General features: G+C 72.8%; 20 protein-coding genes. 9 read left to right on the top strand and 11 right to left on the bottom strand.

From position 1 onward, the window contains the following. Window positions 1-168: 168 nt before the first annotated feature. The 3 genes from ACFV6D_RS05465 to ACFV6D_RS05475 form a co-directional block, all read right to left on the bottom strand. A complete protein-coding gene (locus ACFV6D_RS05465; RefSeq protein ID WP_063349631.1) occupies window positions 169-696 on the bottom strand; it encodes a histidine phosphatase family protein in 528 nt (175 codons plus the stop codon). A gap of 162 nt (window positions 697-858) precedes the next feature. Continuing rightward, entirely contained in the window at window positions 859-981 is a 123-nt protein-coding gene (locus ACFV6D_RS05470) for an SGM_5486 family transporter-associated protein (protein WP_279634939.1), read from the bottom strand. A 67-nt stretch (window positions 982-1,048) separates the two neighbouring features. Then, the gene (locus ACFV6D_RS05475) at window positions 1,049-2,335 is read right to left on the bottom strand and encodes an MFS transporter (RefSeq protein ID WP_079135934.1); all 1,287 of its coding nucleotides are present in this window, start codon (window positions 2,333-2,335) and stop codon (window positions 1,049-1,051) included. Between the two features lie 135 nt (window positions 2,336-2,470). On the opposite strand from ACFV6D_RS05475, the gene ACFV6D_RS05480 reads away from it, so the two are divergent. Continuing rightward, window positions 2,471-3,145: a FadR/GntR family transcriptional regulator gene (locus ACFV6D_RS05480; protein ID WP_350887659.1), complete on the top strand. Its 675-nt coding sequence runs from the start codon at window positions 2,471-2,473 to the stop codon at window positions 3,143-3,145. A gap of 77 nt (window positions 3,146-3,222) precedes the next feature. Here the strand turns inward: ACFV6D_RS05480 and fabI are convergent, their stop codons facing one another. Together fabI and fabG are read right to left on the bottom strand one after the other, a co-directional pair. After that, entirely contained in the window at window positions 3,223-3,990 is a 768-nt protein-coding gene (fabI, locus tag ACFV6D_RS05485) for an enoyl-ACP reductase FabI (protein ID WP_063349628.1), read from the bottom strand. A 2-nt stretch (window positions 3,991-3,992) separates the two neighbouring features. Continuing rightward, on the bottom strand, window positions 3,993-4,712 hold the full coding sequence (fabG, locus tag ACFV6D_RS05490) for a 3-oxoacyl-[acyl-carrier-protein] reductase (protein WP_380490707.1): 720 nt from the start codon (window positions 4,710-4,712) through the stop codon (window positions 3,993-3,995). Window positions 4,713-5,027: 315 nt separating this feature from the next. Between fabG and ACFV6D_RS05495 the strand changes: the two genes are divergently transcribed. The 6 genes from ACFV6D_RS05495 to ACFV6D_RS05520 all read left to right on the top strand — a co-directional run bounded on the left by ACFV6D_RS05495 (window position 5,028) and on the right by ACFV6D_RS05520 (window position 10,967). After that, complete coding sequence (locus tag ACFV6D_RS05495; protein ID WP_380558537.1) at window positions 5,028-6,173, top strand: MBL fold metallo-hydrolase; 1,146 nt, start codon at window positions 5,028-5,030, stop codon at window positions 6,171-6,173. Window positions 6,174-6,300: 127 nt separating this feature from the next. Continuing rightward, window positions 6,301-7,902 (top strand): TldD/PmbA family protein, encoded by a 1,602-nt coding sequence (locus ACFV6D_RS05500; RefSeq protein ID WP_380376491.1) that lies wholly within the window; start codon window positions 6,301-6,303, stop codon window positions 7,900-7,902. After that, window positions 7,902-9,299, top strand: coding sequence for a metallopeptidase TldD-related protein (locus tag ACFV6D_RS05505; protein WP_363369106.1), 1,398 nt, complete (start codon window positions 7,902-7,904; stop codon window positions 9,297-9,299). The genes ACFV6D_RS05500 and ACFV6D_RS05505 overlap by 1 nt, the downstream gene beginning before the upstream one ends. A gap of 32 nt (window positions 9,300-9,331) precedes the next feature. Then, window positions 9,332-9,880, top strand: a complete 549-nt coding sequence (locus ACFV6D_RS05510) for an RNA 2'-phosphotransferase (RefSeq protein WP_063351459.1) — start codon at window positions 9,332-9,334, stop codon at window positions 9,878-9,880. A 177-nt stretch (window positions 9,881-10,057) separates the two neighbouring features. Further along, window positions 10,058-10,453, top strand: a complete 396-nt coding sequence (locus tag ACFV6D_RS05515) for a DUF3099 domain-containing protein (protein WP_063349624.1) — start codon at window positions 10,058-10,060, stop codon at window positions 10,451-10,453. A gap of 277 nt (window positions 10,454-10,730) precedes the next feature. Then, window positions 10,731-10,967: a hypothetical protein gene (locus tag ACFV6D_RS05520; RefSeq protein WP_380427522.1), complete on the top strand. Its 237-nt coding sequence runs from the start codon at window positions 10,731-10,733 to the stop codon at window positions 10,965-10,967. Between the two features lie 59 nt (window positions 10,968-11,026). Here ACFV6D_RS05520 and moaA read toward each other — a convergent pair whose 3' ends face one another. The 4 genes from moaA to ACFV6D_RS05540 all read right to left on the bottom strand — a co-directional run bounded on the left by moaA (window position 11,027) and on the right by ACFV6D_RS05540 (window position 15,377). Next, window positions 11,027-12,016, bottom strand: a complete 990-nt coding sequence (gene moaA / locus ACFV6D_RS05525) for a GTP 3',8-cyclase MoaA (RefSeq protein ID WP_380558540.1) — start codon at window positions 12,014-12,016, stop codon at window positions 11,027-11,029. Between the two features lie 92 nt (window positions 12,017-12,108). Next, the gene (locus ACFV6D_RS05530; protein WP_063349621.1) at window positions 12,109-13,719 is read right to left on the bottom strand and encodes a cation acetate symporter; all 1,611 of its coding nucleotides are present in this window, start codon (window positions 13,717-13,719) and stop codon (window positions 12,109-12,111) included. Then, a complete protein-coding gene (locus tag ACFV6D_RS05535) occupies window positions 13,716-14,072 on the bottom strand; it encodes a DUF485 domain-containing protein (protein ID WP_063349620.1) in 357 nt (118 codons plus the stop codon). Before ACFV6D_RS05535 ends, ACFV6D_RS05530 begins: the two co-directional genes overlap by 4 nt. A gap of 261 nt (window positions 14,073-14,333) precedes the next feature. Continuing rightward, window positions 14,334-15,377: a zinc-dependent alcohol dehydrogenase family protein gene (locus ACFV6D_RS05540; RefSeq protein WP_063349619.1), complete on the bottom strand. Its 1,044-nt coding sequence runs from the start codon at window positions 15,375-15,377 to the stop codon at window positions 14,334-14,336. Between the two features lie 158 nt (window positions 15,378-15,535). Between ACFV6D_RS05540 and ACFV6D_RS05545 the strand changes: the two genes are divergently transcribed. Together ACFV6D_RS05545 and ACFV6D_RS05550 are read left to right on the top strand one after the other, a co-directional pair. Continuing rightward, window positions 15,536-16,531 carry a DEDDh family exonuclease gene (locus ACFV6D_RS05545; RefSeq protein ID WP_380376475.1) on the top strand — a complete coding sequence of 332 codons (996 nt, stop codon included), beginning with the start codon at window positions 15,536-15,538 and terminating at the stop codon, window positions 16,529-16,531. A 31-nt stretch (window positions 16,532-16,562) separates the two neighbouring features. Continuing rightward, window positions 16,563-17,369, top strand: coding sequence for an SURF1 family protein (locus tag ACFV6D_RS05550; protein ID WP_063349618.1), 807 nt, complete (start codon window positions 16,563-16,565; stop codon window positions 17,367-17,369). A 47-nt stretch (window positions 17,370-17,416) separates the two neighbouring features. Here the strand turns inward: ACFV6D_RS05550 and trxA are convergent, their stop codons facing one another. Then, window positions 17,417-17,749: a thioredoxin gene (gene trxA, locus ACFV6D_RS05555; protein WP_063349617.1), complete on the bottom strand. Its 333-nt coding sequence runs from the start codon at window positions 17,747-17,749 to the stop codon at window positions 17,417-17,419. 3 nt (window positions 17,750-17,752) lie between these two features. Beyond that, window positions 17,753-18,178 (bottom strand): MerR family transcriptional regulator, encoded by a 426-nt coding sequence (locus ACFV6D_RS05560; protein ID WP_063349616.1) that lies wholly within the window; start codon window positions 18,176-18,178, stop codon window positions 17,753-17,755. Window positions 18,179-18,250 lie beyond the last annotated feature (72 nt).

An 18,250-nucleotide genomic window follows, 5' to 3' on the forward strand; every position in this document is an offset into this window, starting at 1 on the left:
CGGGGCGGGGGGGGCGCGGCCCGCGGGCGCGCCCCCCCCCGCGGCGCCCGCCCCCCCCGCGCCGCGGGGGGGGGGGGGCGCCCCGCCCCCCCCCCCGCCCCTCGTCGTCATCGAAGCCCGAAGCCCGGAGCAACGGAGCCCGTACGGAACCCGGAGCTCCGCACCGGGTCAGTCCTGCGGCGTGTAGTACGAGACCAGCGCGGCCGCGCCCGGCTCGACGCCCTTCCACGAGCCGCTGAAGCTGAGCACCGCGATCGCCGCCGTCGGGAAGCCGCCGAGCCGCAGCCGCTCCAGCGCGTCCCGGTCGCCCGCGTCCCCGGCCAGCACCTGGGTCAGGCCCAGCACGCCGGGGTTGTGCCCGACCAGCACCACGTCCGCGTACTCCTCCGGGGTCTCCTGGAGGACGGCGATGATCTCGCCGGGGCTGGCCTCGTAGATCCGGTCCTCGTACACGGTCTTGCGGGCCCGCTTCGGCAGCTCGTGCGCCGCCAGCTTCCACGTCTCGCGGGTGCGCAGCGCGGTGGAGCAGAGCACGTACTCGGGGTTGATGCCGGAGTCGACCAGCCAGCGGCCGGCGTCCGGGGCCTGGTGACGGCCCCGGTCGGCCAGCGGCCGCTCGTGGTCGTCCACGCCGTTGGGCCAGTCGGCCTTGGCATGGCGGAGAACGATGATCCTGCGGGACGTGTCGGCGCTCATACCCAGCAAGCTTGGCAGAAAAGCCGCTCCGGGGCGCGATGCTCCCGGATGCCGCCACTCGCAGGGGTGGCGGGTGTCATCATCCGCCGTTCGTCCGGCCCTTCCGATAAACGGGGGGTGGCCGATGAGCGGCGGTTGTGCGCGGGGGGGGGATGGACCGGATCAGCCTATGGCGGCGGCGACGGAGGCGATGATCGCCACCAGCACCACGATGCCGGCGATCGCCAGGGCGATCTGGCCGAGCTGCTTGCGGCCGTCGGTCGGGTTGGGATCGAGAACGGGCATGTCCGGGATTCTTCCACCCCGAACACGCCCGTCGGTCACCGACCCCTCGGGGTTGGCCGGCCCTTGGTCAGGCCTTGACCTGCGCCACGGGGTGGACCGCCTCGTCCTCGATGTGCCGGGCCATCGCGGCCCGCAGGCCGAACAGCATCTGCGGCACCAGCAGCAGTGCCAGGAAGCCCAGCGGGCCGTACCACTCACCGGTCATCTGATAGATCCGGCCGATCAGGATCGGGCCGGGGATGGAGATCAGGTAGCCGACGCCCTGGGCGAAGGCGGAGAGCTGGGCGACCCCGCCGGCGGTGCGGGCGCGCAGCCCGATCATCGTCAGCACCAGCGGGAAGGCGCAGTTGGACAGGCCCACCAGGACCGCCCAGAGCCACGACGCGCCGGCCGGGGCCAGCGCCAGCCCGGCGTACCCGGCGATGCCGCAGGCGGCCAGCACGACGACGAACAGCCGCTGGTCGCCGCGGCGGGCGGCCAGGTTGGGCAGCACGAAGGAGACCGGCACGCCGATCACCATGGTCACCGCGAGCAGCACCCCGGAGGTGCCCTTGTCGACTCCGGCGTCCTGGAAGATCTTCGGCATCCAGCCCATCACCACGTAGGCGCCGGTGGCCTGGAGGCCGAAGAAGCAGGCCATCGCCCAGGCCGTCCGGCTGCGGGTGATCGGCAGCCTGGCGGCGGCCGCCCCGCCCGCGCGCTCGCCGCGCTCGCGCTTGGTCAGCAGCACCGGGAGCCAGAGCAGCAGGGCCAGCGCGGCGAGACCGGCCCAGACGCCCAGGCCGTAGCGCCAGTCGCCGCCGAGCGCGCTGGTCATCGGCACGGTGACGGCGGCGGCCAGCGCGGTGCCGGCCGACAGCGCCATCGAGTACAGGCCGATCATCGGACCGACCTTGTCCGGGAAGTAGCGCTTGATCACCACCGGGATCAGCACGTTGGAGACCGCCACGCCGGCCAGCGCGAGCGCGGTCAGCAGCAGGAACACCGCGGTGCCGCCGGCGAAGGAGCGGGACAGCACGCCCAGGGTGATCGCGCCCATGCCGGCGGTGATCACGGCGATCGGGCCGATCCGCCGGGCCATCGAGGGCGCGGCGAAGCCGAACAGGCCGAAGCAGAGCGACGGGACGGCGGTGAGCAGCCCGGCGAGCGTCGGGTTCATCCCGAGGTCGGCGCGGACCTGGTCGAGCAGCGGTCCGAGGCTGGTGACCACGGGGCGCAGGTTGAAGGCGGCGGCGGCGATCGCGATGGCGAACAGCCAGACCAGGTGCTTGCCGGAGGAGGGCGTGGAGGGCCGCTCGGTCTGCGGCCGGGCCTCGGTTCGTGGGGAGGCGGTGGTGTCTGCTGCGGGAGGCATGGGCACCATCATAGAATGATGGGATGAATTGGCGCACCTTCGAATTGGCATGATGTGCCGACCCGCACCCCCACCGGACGCCGGCCCTCCCACCCGCCGGCCCCGTCCATCGAACCGTAGCCGCAAGGAGTACCCGTGGCGCTGTCCTCGCCGAGGCGCACCCCGCTGTCCGACCAGGTGATCGCGCAGCTGCGCGCCCAGATCACCTCCGGAGAGTGGCCCGTCGGCTCACGCATCCCCACCGAGGCCGCACTCGTCGAACAGCTCGGCGTCGCCCGCAACACCGTCCGCGAGGCCGTCCGCGCCCTCGCCCACAACGGGCTGCTCGACATCCGCCAGGGCTCCGGCACCTACGTGCTCGCCACCAGCGAGCTGGCCGGGGTCATGCACCGCCGCTTCGCCGACGCCGACCAGGCGCAGGTCGCCGAGCTGCGGGCCGCCCTGGAGACCTCCGCGGCCGGCCTCGCCGCGGCCCGCCGCACCGACCGCGACCTCGGCCTGCTGGACGCCGCACTGGGCCGCCGCGAGAGCGCCTGGCACTCCGGCGACGCCGAGGACTTCATCCAGGCCGACGCCGCGTTCCACCAGGCCGTCGTCGCCGCCGCCCACAACGACGTGCTGGCCGCCGTCTACGCCGACCTCGGCGAGGTCACCCGCGCCCACCTGCGGCACGACGTCGGCCCCGAGCTGATCGCCGAGCGCTACATCGGCCACGCCACCATCCTCGACGCCATCCGGGCCGGCGACGCCCAGCGCGCCTCCGTCGAGGCCGGCCGTGCCATCGGCGCGTGCACCCCCGCCGACGCCTGAGGCGCCCTGGCACGTCCTGGAACGCCGCTGCCCGGCACCCCCACGAGGGTGCCGGGCAGCGGTGTGCGGCGAAGCGGTCAGGCGCCGATGGCGTGCAGACCGCCGTCGACGTGGATGATCTCGCCGGTGGTCTTCGGGAACCAGTCCGAGAGCAGCGCGACGATGCCGCGGCCGGCCGGCTCCGGGTCGGTCAGGTCCCACTTCAGCGGGGAGCGGTGGTTCCAGGTGTCCGCGAGGTCGCCGAAGCCCGGGATGGACTTGGCGGCCATCGAGCCGAGCGGGCCGGCCGAGATCAGGTTGCAGCGGATGTCCCGCTCGCCCAGGTAGCGCGCCAGGTAGCGGTTGGTCGACTCCAGGGCGGCCTTGGCCGGGCCCATCCAGTCGTACTGCGGCCAGGCGAACTGCGCGTCGAAGGTGAGGCCGACGACCGAGCCGCCGTCCTGCATCAGCGGCAGCAGCGCCATGGTCAGCGACTTCAGCGAGAAGGCCGAGACGTTCATCGCGGTGGCCACGGACTCCCACGGGGTGTCCAGGAAGTTGCCGCCCAGGGCGTCCTGCGGGGCGAAGCCGATCGAGTGGACGATGCCGTCCAGGGTCGGCAGGTGCTCGCGGACCGTGTCGGCGATGCCCGCCAGCTCCTCCTCGCTGGAGACGTCCAGCGGCAGCACGGTGACCGGCTTCGGCAGCTTCTTGGCGATCCGCTCGGTCAGGCTCGGACGCGGGAACGCGGTGAGGATGATCTCCGCACCCTGCTCCTGGGCAAGCTTGGCGGCGTGGAAGGCGATGGAGGACTCCATCAGCACACCCGTGATCAGGATGCGCTTGCCCTCAAGGATTCCAGTCATGCTCAGTGACCCATGCCCAATCCGCCGTCCACGGGAATGACGGCTCCGGTGATGTACGCGGCCTCGTCCGAACCGAGGAACCGCACGGTGGACGCGACCTCGGCGGGCGACGCGTAGCGGCCCAGCGGCACGCCCGAGACGATGTCCGCGCGGCGCTCGTCGCTGAGCACAGCGGTCATGTCGGTGTCGACGAAGCCGGGGGCGACCACGTTGACGGTGATGTTGCGCGGGCCCAGCTCGCGCGCCAGCGACCGGGCGAAGCCGACCAGGCCCGCCTTGGACGCGGCGTAGTTCGACTGGCCCGGCGAGCCGGACAGGCCCACCACGGACGAGATCAGCACGACGCGGCCCGTGCGGGCGCGCATCATCAGCTTCGAGGCGCGCTTGACCACCCGGAAGGCCCCGGTCAGGTTGGTGTCCAGGACGGAGGTGAAGTCCTCCTCGGACATGCGCAGCAGCAGGGTGTCGTTGGTGATGCCCGCGTTGGCGACCAGCACCTGGACCGCGCCGTGCTTCTCCTCGATCTCGGTGAAGGCGGCGTCGACCTGCGCGGCGTCCGTGATGTCGCAGCGCACCGCGAGGACGTCGTACTTCTGCAGGGCCTCCGGCACCTCGCCCGAGCGGCTGGTGATGGCGACCTTGTCACCCGCCTCGGCGAAGGCCTGGGCGATCGCGAGGCCGATGCCCCGGTTTCCTCCGGTGACGAGAACCGAGCGGCTCAACGATCCACCTCTCTCCGTGTGTGCGGACGTACGTCGGAACGCGTACGCAGTGTGACGCTATCGGGCGGTCGGCGGTGTCGGCGCATCGGGCTCCCACAGCGCCGCACCGGAGGAACTGTCGCAATCCGACAATCCGTACCCGCAGCGCCCCGCACCTGCTCAGCCGCCCTGACCGAACCACGGCCGGAGCCCAGCCGGCGCCGCCGTACGGGAACAACACGGCCCCGCGCACCCGTTGCCCCCGTGGTGTGGGCCGACCCGGGACCGGCCGTACCGATCCCCCGAAGGGTCCCGCGAGGAACGAAGGCAGGGCGCATGACCAAGGCACGGCCCAGGAGCACCCACCGGAACGGACGGCTGCTGGCCCTGACCGCCCTCGCGGCCGGCCTGGGAGCGGCCGCCTGGTCGCTGCGCGACCTGCCGGCGGCGTTCGGCCGGCGGCCGGACGGCGAGCACGAGGAGCGGGTGCGCGACTCGCCGCAGTACCGCGACGGCGTCTTCCACAACGCCCCCTCCACCCTGGCCCGGGCCACCACCGCCCCGGACATCGACCGCGGCACCATCCGCCGGATGCTGTTCGAGCGCGAGGGCCGCGTCCCCGCCCACCCCGTGCCGACCGTCCGCCCCGCCGGCGGCCCCGGCCCGGCCGCCGAGGGCGTGGCGATCACCTGGTACGGGCACGCCTCCGCGCTGGTGGAGATCGAGGGCTCCCGGGTGCTGCTCGACCCGATCTGGAGCGAGCGCTGCTCCCCCGCCGCGCACGTCGGCCCCAAGCGGCTGCACCCGGTGCCGGTGGAACTGGAGGAGCTGCCGCAGGTCGACGCCGTGCTGATCTCGCACGACCACTACGACCACCTGGACATGGCGACGGTCAAGCGCCTGGTGCGCAGCCAGTCCGCGCCGTTCGCGGTGCCGCTGGGCATCGGCGGCCACCTGCGCCGCTGGGGCGTCCCGGAGCACCGCATCATCGAGCTGGACTGGGACGAGACCTGCACCCTCGGCGACCTGGTGCTCACCCTCACGTCGGCGCACCACTTCTCCGGCCGCGGCCTGACCCGCAACACCACCCTGTGGGGCTCCTGGGTGATCGCCGGCCCCGACCGCAAGGTCTTCTACACCGGTGACTCCGGCTACTTCGAGGGCTACGCCCGGATCGGCGACCGGCACGGCCCCTTCGACACCGCGCTGGTGCAGATCGGCGCCTACGACGCCGCCTGGGCCGACATCCACATGACCCCCGAGGACGCCGTGCGCGCCCACCGCGACCTCCAGGCGGGCCTGCTGGTGCCGGTGCACTGGTGCACCTTCAACCTGGGCCTGCACCCGTGGGCCGAGCCGATCGAGCGGCTGCTGGCCGAGGCCAAGGCGCAGGCCGTCCCGCTGGCCGTGCCGCGCCCCGGCGAGCGGGTCGACGTGGACAACCCGCCGGAGCTGGACGGCTGGTGGGAGATCGTCGGCTGACCGACCGGCCACCACGGCGGCGCACCGGTCGAAATGCGCTGGCCGAAACCCCCTGGACCGGCCATGATGCGGTGCGGGCGCCCCTGTGTGGCGCCGCACCGCCACCCTCCGCGACCAGGGAGCACGATTGCCTCCGATCCCTCCGGCCGACAGCGTCGGCGCCCCGCACGGGCGCGCCGTCGACCCGCTGTTCCTCGCCTTCCCGCTGCGCACCCTCGCCGACGCCGCCCTCACCCGGGCCCGCGAACTCGGCGCCGCCCACGCCGACTTCCGCCTGGAGCGGGTCCGCAGCGCCTCCTGGCGACTGCGCGACGCCCGCCCGGCCGGCACCTCCGACAGCGTGCAACTCGGCTTCGCCGTCCGGGTGCTGCTGGACGGCGCCTGGGGCTTCGCCGCCGGGGTGGACCTCACCGCCGACGCGGCGGCGCGGGTCGCCGAACAGGCCGTCGCGGTGGCCCGCCTGTCCGGCGGGATCAGCCGGGCCGCCGGCTCCGCCGAACGGGTCGAGCTGGCCGACGAGCCGGTGTACCGGGACGCCACCTGGGTCTCCTCCTACGAGGTGAACCCCTTCGAGGTGCCGGACGCGGAGAAGACCGCACTGCTCGCCGAGTGGAGTTCGCGGCTGCTGGCCGCCGAGGGCGTCTCGCACGTCCAGGCGAGCCTGCTGACCGTCCAGGAGAACAAGTTCTACGCGGACACCGCGGGCACCGTCACCACCCAGCAGCGGATCCGGCTGCACCCCACGCTGGAGGCCACCTCGGTGGACGAGCGCACCGGGGCCTTCGACTCGATGCGCACGCTGGCCCCGCCGGTCGGGCGCGGCTTCGAGTACCTCACGGGGGTCCGGGGGCCGTCCCCCGACGGCCGGGGCCTGCCCGCAACGGGCTGGGACTGGGACGCCGAACTCGCCGAACTGCCCACCCTGCTCGCCGAGAAGATGAAGGCGCCGAGCGTCCGGGCCGGCCGCTACGACCTGGTCATCGACCCGTCCAACCTCTGGCTGACCATCCACGAGTCGATCGGCCACGCCACCGAGCTGGACCGCGCCCTCGGCTACGAGGCCGCCTACGCCGGCACCTCCTTCGCCACCTTCGACCGGCTCGGCTCGCTCAGGTACGGCTCCGAGCTGATGCACGTCACCGGCGACCGCACCGCCGAGCACGGCCTGTCCACGATCGGCTACGACGACGAGGGCGTCGCCACCCAGTCCTGGGACCTGGTCAAGGACGGCACCCTGGTCGGGTACCAACTCGACCGCGGCATGGCCAAGCTGAAGGGCTTCGAGCGCTCCAACGGCTGCGCCTTCGCGGACTCCCCGGCCCACGTGCCGGTGCAGCGGATGGCCAACGTCTCGCTCCAGCCCGCCGCCGACGGCCCGGACACCGAGGGCCTGTTCGCCGGGGTGGAGAACGGCCTGTACATCGTCGGCGACCGCTCCTGGTCGATCGACATGCAGCGCTACAACTTCCAGTTCACCGGCCAGCGCGCCTACGCCATCAAGAACGGCGAACTCGCCGGCCAGGTCAAGGACTTCGCCTACCAGGCGACCACCACCGACTTCTGGGGCTCGATGACGGCGGTCGGCGGCCCGCAGACCTACGTCCTCGGCGGCGCCTTCAACTGCGGCAAGGCGCAGCCCGGCCAGATCGCGGCGGTCAGCCACGGCTGCCCGTCGGCGCTGTTCCGCAACGTCAACGTGCTCAACACCCAGCAGGAGGCGGGTCACTGATGACCGCGATGCAGCCCCACGAACTGGTCGAGCTGGCACTCGGCCTCGCCCGCGCCGACGGCTGCGTGGTGATCGCCGACGAGGAGTCCACCGCCAACCTGCGCTGGGCCGGCAACTCGCTGACCACCAACGGCGTCACCCGCGGCCGCCGCCTCACCGTGATCGCCACCGTGGCCGGGGCCGAGGGCACCGCCTCCGGCGTGGTCTCCCGCGAGGCCGTCACCCCGGACGAGGTGGAGGGCCTGGTCCGCGCCGCCGAGGAGGCCGCCCGCGCGGCCGGCCCGGCCGAGGACGCCCAGCCGCTCGTGGCCGACCGGCCGTCCTCCCCGGACTTCACCCGGCCGCCCGCCGAGACCTCGATCGCGGTGTTCGACGCCTTCGGCCCGGCCCTCGGCGAGGCCTTCGCCCGGGCCGCCGCACAGGGCGAACTGCTGTACGGCTTCGCCCGGCACGAGGTGGTCAGCAGCTACCTGGGCACCTCCACCGGCCTGCGGCTGCGCCACGACCAGCCGACCGGCATGGTCGAGATCAACGCCAAGACCGCCGACCTGTCCGGCTCCGCGTGGGCCGGCGCCGCCACCCGGGACTTCTCCGACGTGGACGTCACCGCCCTGCACACCGAGCTGACCAAGCGCCTCGGCTGGGGCGCCCGCAAGGTGGACCTGCCGGCCGGCCGGTACGAGACGCTGCTGCCGCCCTCGGCCGTCGCCGACCTGATGCTCTGCCTCGCCTGGTCCGCCGTCGGCCGCGACGCCCACGAGGGCCGCACCGTCTTCTCCAAGCCCGGCGGCGGCACCCGGATCGGCGACAAGCTCGCCGGGCTGCCGCTCACGCTGCGCACGGACCCGGCCGAACCCGGCCTGGAGTCGGAGCCGTTCGTCCTCGCGCACTCGACCGGCGGGGACATCTCGGTCTTCGACAACGGCCTGCCGATCGACGCCACCGAGTGGATCCGCGAGGGCGTGCTGACCGACCTGGTCACCAGCCGCCACTCCGCCGGCCTCACCGGCCTGCCGCTGCGCCCGTTCGGCGACAACCTGGTGCTGGAGACGGCCGACCAGGACAGCGCGCCGACCCTGGACGAGATGATCGCCCGCACCGAGCGCGGCCTGCTGCTCACCTGCCTCTGGTACATCCGCGAGGTGGACCCGGCGACGCTGCTGCTCACCGGTCTGACCCGGGACGGCGTCTACCTGGTCGAGAACGGCGAAGTCGTCGGCGCGGTCAACAACTTCCGGTTCAACGAGTCCCCGGTGGACCTGCTGGACCGGATCACCGAGGCGGGCCGCACCGAGCGCTGCCTGCCCCGCGAGTGGAGCGACTACTTCACCCGCACCGCGATGCCACCCGTGCGTGTCGCGGACTTCAACATGAGTTCGGTCAGCCAGGCCTCATAGCCACTGACCAACGGGGGGATACGAGAGACATGATGGACGAGAAGCGGCTGGTCAAGACGAGCAAGATGCTGTCGCGCATCCTGCGGCACGAACCGGAGCGGGTGGGCGTCACGCTGGACGAGTCCGGCTGGATCCGGATCGACGTGCTCCTCACCGCCCTCGCGGCGAAGGGCAACCGGCTGACCAGGGCCGATCTGGACCACGTGGTGGCGACCAACAACAAGCGCCGCTTCGGCTACTCCGCGGACGGTCTCTCGATCCGCGCCAACCAGGGCCACACGGTGGCGGTCGACCTCGGCCTGGCCGCCACCGTGCCGCCCCCGGTGCTCTACCACGGCACCGCCGACCGCCACCTGGCGTCGATCTTCCGGGAGGGCCTACGCCCGATGGCCCGGCAGGACGTCCACCTGTCCGCGGACACCGAGACCGCGGTGCGGGTCGGCGCCCGGCACGGCCGCCCGGTGGTGCTCACCGTGAACGCGGCCGCGATGGCGGCGGCCGGCCACGAGTTCCGGATCAGCGACAACGGCGTCTGGCTCACCGACGCCGTCCCGCCGCAGTTCCTCTCCCGGCGGTCGTGAGGCCCCTCACTATCCCTGTTGCCGTCCCGATCGGCCGTCCCGATCGGCCGGACAGTCCCTTCACGCACCCGACCGGGTGGGTCCGCCCCACCCGGTCTCGTCGTCCCCGCTGCCCAGGCGTACCGTGAGGAGGCCGCGCGGCGAGTCGCGCGGGAGCGTGGACGAGGGCGGTAGGACATGGGCAAGAGCGCCGACGGTGGACAGCAGGTCCACCGGATCACGGGAGCGCGGAGCAGCCTCACCGAGGACGTCCGCGGGCGGCAGCGCCGCTACGTGGTCTCGATGCTGCTCCGGACGGTCTGCGTGCTGCTCGCCGTGGTGCTGTGGGACGTCCAGCGGTGGCTGGCGTTCGCGGCGCTGGCCGGCGCCGTGCTGCTGCCGTACTTCGCCGTCCTGATCGCCAACGCGGGCCGGGAGCGGGCGCCGGGACTGCCGAGCACCTTCGACATCCCGCTGGACACCCCGCTGATGCTCGGCCCCGGTGGGACGGGTGGGAGGGGTGGAGCAGCTGGGGCCCCCGGTACAGATGGGGCAAAGTCCGCTGCCACCGATCCTTCACAGGGCCCGAACTGACCGTCCGTTTCGCGACGTTTCGAGAGAATCCGGCTCGAAGAAAGCTCAGAAGAAGCTCAGATTAATCATGCAAGACCTCCCCATCCGAGGCCCCTGGCGTGACATACTGCGTACGCGCTCCGCATCCCCCGTCGGAGCGACGGACCGACGCCGGGCGGCTCCCCCCGTGGCTGCCCGGCGTCGCCATGCCCGGATCCGGGCGGGCTCCCTCCGGGCCGCGCGGAGCGCGTGAAACACTGGCGGTGCAGACCACCCGCCTAGCGCTGAGGACGACCCGATGGACACCTCGCAGACGCCGATCTGCTCCGCCAAGGGCTGCCGGGCGGACGCCCGTTGGGTGCTGGTGTGGAACAACCCCAAGCTGCACACCCCGGACCGCCGCAAGACCTGGCTCGCCTGCGACGAGCACCGTGAGCACCTGTCCCAGTTCCTCGGCGTGCGCGGCTTCCTCAAGGAGGTCGTCGCCTTCGCCGACTGGACCCCGGACCCGTCCGAGTCGTCCGAGACGCCCTGACCGCCCGAGACACCCTGGCCGCCCTGACCGCTCCGACCTCCCACGCCGTCCGAGGCCCGCTAGCCGCCGATCGCCGACATCGGTCGCTCGGGCTGGTGGAACTCCGGGTCGTCGATCCCGGCCCCGGCCTTCTTGCCCCACATCGCCGCCCGCCACAGCGCGCCCAGCTCGGCGTCGTCCGAGCCCGAGCGCAGGGCGGTGCGCAGGTCCGTCTCCCCGGTCGCGAACAGGCAGTTGCGCACCTGCCCGTCGGCGGTCAGCCTGGTCCGGTCGCAGGCCCGGCAGAACGGGCGGGTGACGGAGGCGATCACGCCCACCTGGGCCGGGCCGCCGTCCACCAGCCAGCGTTCGGCGGGCGCCGCGCCCCGGCGGGCGGACGGCTCCGGGGTGAGCGTGAACCGCGCACCGAGCAGGTCGAGGATCTCCTCGGCGGTGACCATCGCGGAGCGGTCCCAGCCGTGCTGGGCGTCCAGCGGCATCTGCTCGATGAAGCGCAGCTCGTAGCCGTGCTCCAGGCACCAGTCCAGCAGGTCGGGCGCCTCGTGGTCGTTGACCCCGCGCATCAGCACCGCGTTCAGCTTGACCGGCGTCAGCCCGGCGGCCTCGGCGGCGGCCAGCCCGGCCAGCACGTCCTGGTGGCGGTGGCGGCGGGTGAGGGTGTGGAACACCTCGGGGTCGAGGGTGTCCAGCGAGACGTTGACCCGGTCGAGCCCGGCCTCGCGCAGCGCCGTCGCGGTACGGGCCAGCCCGATGCCGTTGGTGGTGAGGGACAGCTCGGGGCGCGGCTCCAGCTCCGAGCAGGCGGCGACGATGGCGACCAGGCCGGGGCGCAGCAGCGGCTCGCCGCCGGTGAAGCGGACCTCCCGGACGCCCAGGTCGCGCACCGCGAGGGTGACCAGCCGGACGATCTCCTCGTCGGTCAGCAGCTCGGGCTTGGCCAGCCAGCGCAGGCCCTCTTCCGGCATGCAGTAGGTGCAGCGGAGGTTGCACCGGTCGGTGAGGGATACCCGCAGGTCGACGGCCTGGCGTCCGAAGGTGTCGAGCAGCACGTGCGTCCCTTCCCGAGAATGCGGCCGGCCCGGCCACCGTCACGGCGGGCCGGGCCAGCATAGTCATCGCCGGTCGGTCGGTGGGCGCCCGGTCAGTGGGCGCCCAGCCCGGTCAGCGCCCGAACCTCCAGTTCAGCGTACTTCGCCGGGTCGGGTCGGTCCTTGGACAGCAGGGTGGCGATCCACCCGGCCAGGAAGCCGATCGGGATGGAGACCAGGCCCGGGTTCTCCAGCGGGAACCAGTGGAAGTCGGTGTCCGGGAACAGCGAGGTCTTCGCGCCGGAGACCACCGGGGAGAAGACCACCAGCACCACCGAGCTGATCAGGCCGGCGTAGACCGAGCTGACCGCCCCGGAGGTGGTGAAGCGCTTCCAGAACAGCGAGTAGAGCAGGGTGGGCAGGTTCGCCGAGGCGGCCACCGCGAAGGCCAGGGCGACCAGGGCGGCGGTGTTGAGCTTGCCCGCGAAGAGGCTGAGCACGATGGCCACCGCGCCGATCGCGACGGCGGCCCACTTCGCCGAGAGCACCTCCTGCTTCTCGGTGGCCTTGCCGCGCCGGATCACGTTGGCGTACAGGTCGTGCGCGAAGGAGGCGGAGGACGCCAGGGTGAGTCCGGCGACCACGGCCAGGATGGTGGCGAAGGCGACGGCGGAGATCACCGCGAGCAGGATCGCGCCGCCGGTGGTGCCGGAGCCTCCGCCGAGCACCTCGGCCAGCTGCGGGGCCGCCGTGTTGCCGGAGGCGTTGGCCGCCTTGATCGCCTTGGGGCCGACCAGCGCCGCCGCGCCGAAGCCGAGCGCCAGGGTCATCAGGTAGAAGACGCCGATGATGCCGATCGCCCAGAGCACCGACTTCCGGGCCGCCTTGGCGGTGGGCACGGTGTAGAAGCGGACCAGGATGTGCGGCAGGCCGGCGGTGCCGAGCACCAGCGCGATCCCGAGGCTGATGAAGTCGAGTTTGCTGGTGTCGCTGGCCCCGTACTTCAGCCCCGGTTCGAGGAAGGCCGCGCCCTTGCCGCTCGCGCTGGCGGCGGCGCCGAGCAGTTCCGAGGGGTTGAAGTGGTACTTGGCGAGCACCAGGACGGTCATCAGCGCGGTGCCGGCGATCAGCAGCACGGCCTTGACGATCTGCACCCAGGTGGTGCCCTTCATGCCCCCTATCACCACGTAGACGACCATCAGCGCGCCGACCGCGACGATGGTCCAGCGCTTGGCGGCGTCCCCGTTGACCCCCAGCAGCAGGGCGACCAGCGTCCCGGCGCCGACCATCTGGGCGAGCAGGTAGAAGATCGACACCACGATGGTGGAGACGCCCGCCGCGGTGCGCACCGGGCGCTGGCGCATCCGGAACGCGAGGACGTCCGCCATGGTGAAGCGGCCGGAGTTGCGCAGCGGTTCGGCGATCAGCAGCAGCGCGACCAGCCAGGCGACCAGGAAGCCGATCGAGTAGAGGAAGCCGTCGTAGCCGGAGAGCGCGATGGCGCCGGCGATGCCGAGGAAGGACGCGGCGGACATGTAGTCGCCGGAGATGGCCAGGCCGTTCTGGAATCCGGTGAAGCCGCGGCCGCCGGCGTAGAAGTCGGCCGCGTCCTTGGTCTGCCGCCCGGCCCAGACGGTGATCGCGAGGGTGGCCAGCACGAACAACCCGAAGAGGGTCATCGTGATGCCGCGGTGCTCCGTGGCGGAGCTGGCGAGCAGGGTCATTCGGCGGACTCCCGGGGAGCGTGGACGACGGCGCCGTGGGCCTCGCGGATCGCGGCGGCGGTCGGGTCGATCCGCCGGTCGGCGTAGCGGGCGTACCAGGCGGCGATGGCGAAGGTGGTGACGAACTGCAGCAGCCCCAGCACCAGGGCCACGTTGATGTGCCCGACGACCTTGGCGCCCATCAGGCCGGGCGCGTAGCAGGAGAGCAGCACGTAGAGCAGGTACCAGAGCACGAAGCCGATGGTGACCGGGAAGGCGAAGCTCCGGAACGAGCGCCTCAGGGTACGGAACTCCTCGCTCTCATCGATGAGTTGGACTTCCGTAGGGGTAGTGGTGATCGGCGGCGAATCCACTCTGTCTCTCCTCACTCCTTCGGCGTAGCGGTCGCACACGGGGAACGATCGGACGTGAGGGGCGTCACAATCCGTGTGCGCGCCGCGCAATGCTAGGAGCGTCGCGCCCGCCCCGAAAGGGGTTGACCGCGATCAGCCAGTCGTTCACCCTCTCGCACTATCCAATTGGCCGAAAACCACCACTCGCGCCACTTCACAACACCGCCGCCACATGCCGAAGGGGCGGCACCGTCCAGCAGTGCCGCCCCTTCTGACGCATCGTCAGAAAGTGATCCGGACCTTCAGCGCCGAGCGGTCGTCCATCGCCCGGTACCCGTCCGGGACACCGTCCAGGCCCACCGTGCGGTCGAACACCAGACCCGGCTCGATGGCCCCGGAGAGGACGTCCGGCAGCAGGTCGGGGATGTAGGCGCGGGCCGGGGCGACGCCGCCGTTGAGCGAAACGTTTCGGCCGAACATCTGACCGATGTCGACGCCCGCACTGCCGCCGTGCGGAACGCCGACGTAGCCCACCGCGCCGCCGTCCCGGGCGATCGAGACGGCCGTACGCATCGACTCCTCGGTCCCGACCGCCTCCAGGACCGCGTGCGCACCCTGGCCGCCGGTCAGCTCCTTCACCGCCTCGATCGCGGCCTCGCCGCGCTCGGCCACCACGTCGGTCGCGCCGAAGCGCCGGGCCAGGTCGGTGCGGGCGGTGTGCCGGCCCAGCGCGATGATGCGGTCCGCGCCCAGCCGGTGCGCCGCCAGCACGCCGCACAGGCCCACCGCGCCGTCGCCGACCACGGCGACCGTCACGCCCGGGCGCACCCGGGCCGACACGGCGGCGTGGTGCCCGGTGGCCATCACGTCGGACAGCGCCAGCAGTCCCGGCAGCAGCTTCTCGTCGCCCGCGGCCTCCTTCGGCAGCTTCACCAGCGTGCCGTCCGCGAACGGCACCCGCACCGCCTCGCCCTGGCCGCCGTCGGAGCCGACCTCGCCCCAGAACCCGCCGTGCGGGCAGGAGGTCTGCAGGCCCTCCCGGCAGAAGTCGCAGCTGCCGTCCGACCAGACGAACGGCGCCACCACCAGGTCGCCGGGCGCGAAGCCGCGCACCTCGGCGCCCGCCTCCTCGACCACGCCCAGGAACTCGTGCCCGATCCGCTGCCCGGCCACCCGCTGGGCCACCCCGCGGTACGCCCACAGGTCGCTGCCGCAGATGCAGGCGTTCACCACCCGCACCACGACGTCCGTCGGGTGCTGGATCACCGGGTCCGGGACCTCTTCGATCCGGATGTCATTGGGGCCGTGGATCACGGTGGCGCGCATGGGAGTTCGTCCTTACGGAGTCGGCCGTCGGGGGGTGTCGGCAGCCGGTTGACGGCGTCGACCGGCTAGGCGACGCCTATGCGGAATACTCTATTCCGGTCGCTCGGCCGGAACATTTCGACCGGACGCGGGCCCGACGGCGCTTATCCTGTTGGACCATGCACCCGATCCAGCCCGAGACGTACGGCGCGCCGCGGACCGTCCAGGTCCCCGCCCAGCGCACCGCCGCCCCCGCCGAGGGCTTCGCGGTGGTCGACGTCGAGACCACCGGCCTCGGCCGCTCGGACCGCGTCATCTCGGCGGGCGTCTACCAGCTGGACCCGGACGGCGAGGTCACCGACCACTGGTACACCCTGGTCAACCCCCAGCGGGACCCGGGCCCGGTCTGGATCCACGGCCTCACGTCGGAGCTGCTCTCGGGCGCCCCGACCTTCCCACAGATCGCCGACGAATTCGCCGACCGGCTGAACGGCCGGGTCCTGGTCGCCCACAACGCGCTCTTCGACTGGAACATGATCTCGCGCGAGTTCTCCCGGGCCGGCCTGCGCGCCCCGGTCGAGCAGCGGATCTGCACCATGGTGCTCTCCCGCGACCTGCGGCTGCCGCTGCCCAACGGCAAGCTGTCCTCGCTCGCCGCCCACTTCGGCGTCCGCCAGCAGCACGCCCACAACGCCCTGGACGACGCCCGGGTGCTCGCCGAGGCGTTCCGCCCCAGCCTGCACCTGGCCCGCCAGGGCGGCGTCCCGCTGCCGGTGCAGGCCTGCGTGGCCGTCACCGACCTCGGCGAGGACGAGCCCGCCACCCCCGGCCGCGCCTCCTGGACCGGCGCCGCCTACCGCCAGGCCAAGAAGCGCCCGCCCTGCCCGTACCCCAACCCGGGACGCTGGGAGGACGGCAAGCCGCTGGTGCAGGGCATGCGGGTGGCCTTCACCGGCGACACCGCCACCGACCGGGAGCTGCTGGAGGACCGCGCCGCCGAGGCCGGCCTGCACATCGCCACCTCGGTGAGCCGGCTCACCAGCCTGCTGGTCACCAACGAGCCGGGCAGCTGGAGCGGCAAGGCCCGCCGGGCCCGCGAGGTCGGCACGCCGGTGGTCGGCGAGGACGCCTTCCTCCAACTGCTCCGCGAAGTCGCCCCGCACCCCGGTGCGTGAGCCGGATGTGAAGTCGGCGTACCGTGCCCATGTGTACCGTTTTCTGCTGACCCGCCAGTGGCTGATCACCATGCTGATCGCGCTGCTGCTGATCCCCGCGACGATCGAGCTGGGCTTCTGGCAGCTGCACCGCCACGAGTCGCGGGTGGCCCGGAACGACCTGATCGGCAAGGCCCTCACCGTCGCCCCCGTGCCGTTCGACACGGTGTCGTCGGCCCCCGGCTTCGCGGTGCCCAAGGACCTCATCTGGCACCCGGTGACGGCCACCGGGCAGTACGACACGGCGCACGAGTTCGTCGTCCGCAAGCGGACCGACTCCAGCGGGGACACGATCGGCTACTTCGTCATCACCCCGCTCAAGCTCTCCGACGGCAGGGGCAGCATCCTGGTCAACCGCGGCTGGGTGGCCGGCGACGGCGGCGCCACCGCCTACCCGACCGTCCCGGCCGCCCCGACCGGCGAGGTCTCCCTCACCGGTCGGATGCGCGCCGACGAGACCACGGGCAGCAGCGGCATCAAGGACCGCGCCGGCCTGCCCGACCGGCAGTTCAACCTGATCAACACCGAGCAGCAGGCCAAGGAGACCGGCGTCACCACCGTGCTCGGCGGCTACCTGGAGCTCACCGCCACCACCCCGGCCCCCGCCGACCAGCCCGAGCTGATCCCCGAGCCCAACCACTCCGACATCGGCCCGCACATGGCGTACGCGATCCAGTGGTGGCTGTTCACCGCGATGATCCCGGTCGGGGTCGGGGTGCTGGCCCGCCGCGAGGCCAAGGACCGGGCCAAGCAGGCCGCCGAGGCCGAGGTGCCGGTCGAGGCCGTACCGGCGGCCTGAGGCCCCGGCCCGAGGCCCCTGCCCGGGGGAACGCCCCGGAGAACCGCCTACAGCACGTCCTCCAGCTCGCGCAGCAGCCGCGCCTTGGCCCGGGCGCCGACCACCGAACGCACCGGCTCGCCGCCGCGGAACACCATCAGCGTCGGCATCGACAGCACCCCGTACGCCGCCTGGGTGCGCGGATTGCGGTCCACGTCCACGCTGACCACCCGCAGCCGGTGCGCCTCCTCACGGGCGACGTCCGCCAGCACCGGCGCCATCATCCGGCACGGCGGGCACCAGTCCGCCGTGAAGTCCACCAGCACCGGCCCTTCGGCCGCCAGCACCTCCGCGGCGAACGTGTCGTCCGTCACCGCGGGCACCCCTGGGATCTGCACCATCGTCTACTCCTTCGCCCATTCGTTCGCCAGTTCACAGCGCGGCGGCTGTCCGGAGGGCTCGGCCGCCAGCCCGTCCCGGGCCCGTACCGCCCGGTCGAACTGCCCGGCCACCTGGGCCCGGACGTCCTGCAGCCGGGCGATGCACTCGTCCAGTTCGGCGAGCTTGCGCCGGTACACCTCCAGCGAGGCCGGGCAGGAGTCGCCCTCGGGGTGGCCCGCCTGGAGGCACTCCACGAACGGGCGGGTCTCCTCCAGGCCGAACCCGAAGTCCTGCAGCGTCCGGATCTGCCGCAGCAGCCGCAGGTCCTCCTCGTCGTACGCCCGGTAGCCGTTGCCCGCCCGGCGGGCCGGCAGCAGGCCGAGCTGCTCGTAGTACCGCAGCGCTCGGGTGGTCGTCCCCGCCCGCTCCGCCAGCTCCCCGATCCGCATCCCCGCACCCGCTCTCCCGGCCCGCCTCCGCACGCCGCCGGGACCGACGGTAGACCTTGACCCGGACGTCAA

The sequence above is a fragment of the Kitasatospora sp. NPDC059812 genome (genome assembly GCF_042732075.1).
Classification (GTDB): Bacteria; Actinomycetota; Actinomycetes; order Streptomycetales; family Streptomycetaceae; genus Kitasatospora.

Excerpts from the sequence above, each read along its gene's own strand:
- ACFV6D_RS05495 (WP_380558537.1), top strand. The coding sequence starts at position 5,028 with ATGACCAAGGCACGGCCCAGGAGCACCCACCGGAACGGACGGCTGCTG.
- ACFV6D_RS05505 (WP_363369106.1), top strand. The coding sequence starts at position 7,902 with ATGACCGCGATGCAGCCCCACGAACTGGTCGAGCTGGCACTCGGCCTC.
- ACFV6D_RS05545 (WP_380376475.1), top strand. The coding sequence starts at position 15,536 with ATGCACCCGATCCAGCCCGAGACGTACGGCGCGCCGCGGACCGTCCAG.
- ACFV6D_RS05515 (WP_063349624.1), top strand. The coding sequence starts at position 10,058 with ATGGGCAAGAGCGCCGACGGTGGACAGCAGGTCCACCGGATCACGGGA.
- ACFV6D_RS05475 (WP_079135934.1), bottom strand. The coding sequence starts at position 2,335 with ATGCCTCCCGCAGCAGACACCACCGCCTCCCCACGAACCGAGGCCCGG.
- ACFV6D_RS05560 (WP_063349616.1), bottom strand. The coding sequence starts at position 18,178 with ATGCGGATCGGGGAGCTGGCGGAGCGGGCGGGGACGACCACCCGAGCG.
- trxA (WP_063349617.1), bottom strand. The coding sequence starts at position 17,749 with ATGGTGCAGATCCCAGGGGTGCCCGCGGTGACGGACGACACGTTCGCC.
- ACFV6D_RS05520 (WP_380427522.1), top strand. The coding sequence starts at position 10,731 with ATGGACACCTCGCAGACGCCGATCTGCTCCGCCAAGGGCTGCCGGGCG.
- ACFV6D_RS05465 (WP_063349631.1), bottom strand. The coding sequence starts at position 696 with ATGAGCGCCGACACGTCCCGCAGGATCATCGTTCTCCGCCATGCCAAG.
- ACFV6D_RS05470 (WP_279634939.1), bottom strand. The coding sequence starts at position 981 with ATGCCCGTTCTCGATCCCAACCCGACCGACGGCCGCAAGCAGCTCGGC.
- fabI (WP_063349628.1), bottom strand. The coding sequence starts at position 3,990 with ATGACTGGAATCCTTGAGGGCAAGCGCATCCTGATCACGGGTGTGCTG.
- ACFV6D_RS05540 (WP_063349619.1), bottom strand. The coding sequence starts at position 15,377 with ATGCGCGCCACCGTGATCCACGGCCCCAATGACATCCGGATCGAAGAG.
- ACFV6D_RS05530 (WP_063349621.1), bottom strand. The coding sequence starts at position 13,719 with ATGACCCTGCTCGCCAGCTCCGCCACGGAGCACCGCGGCATCACGATG.
- ACFV6D_RS05510 (WP_063351459.1), top strand. The coding sequence starts at position 9,332 with ATGGACGAGAAGCGGCTGGTCAAGACGAGCAAGATGCTGTCGCGCATC.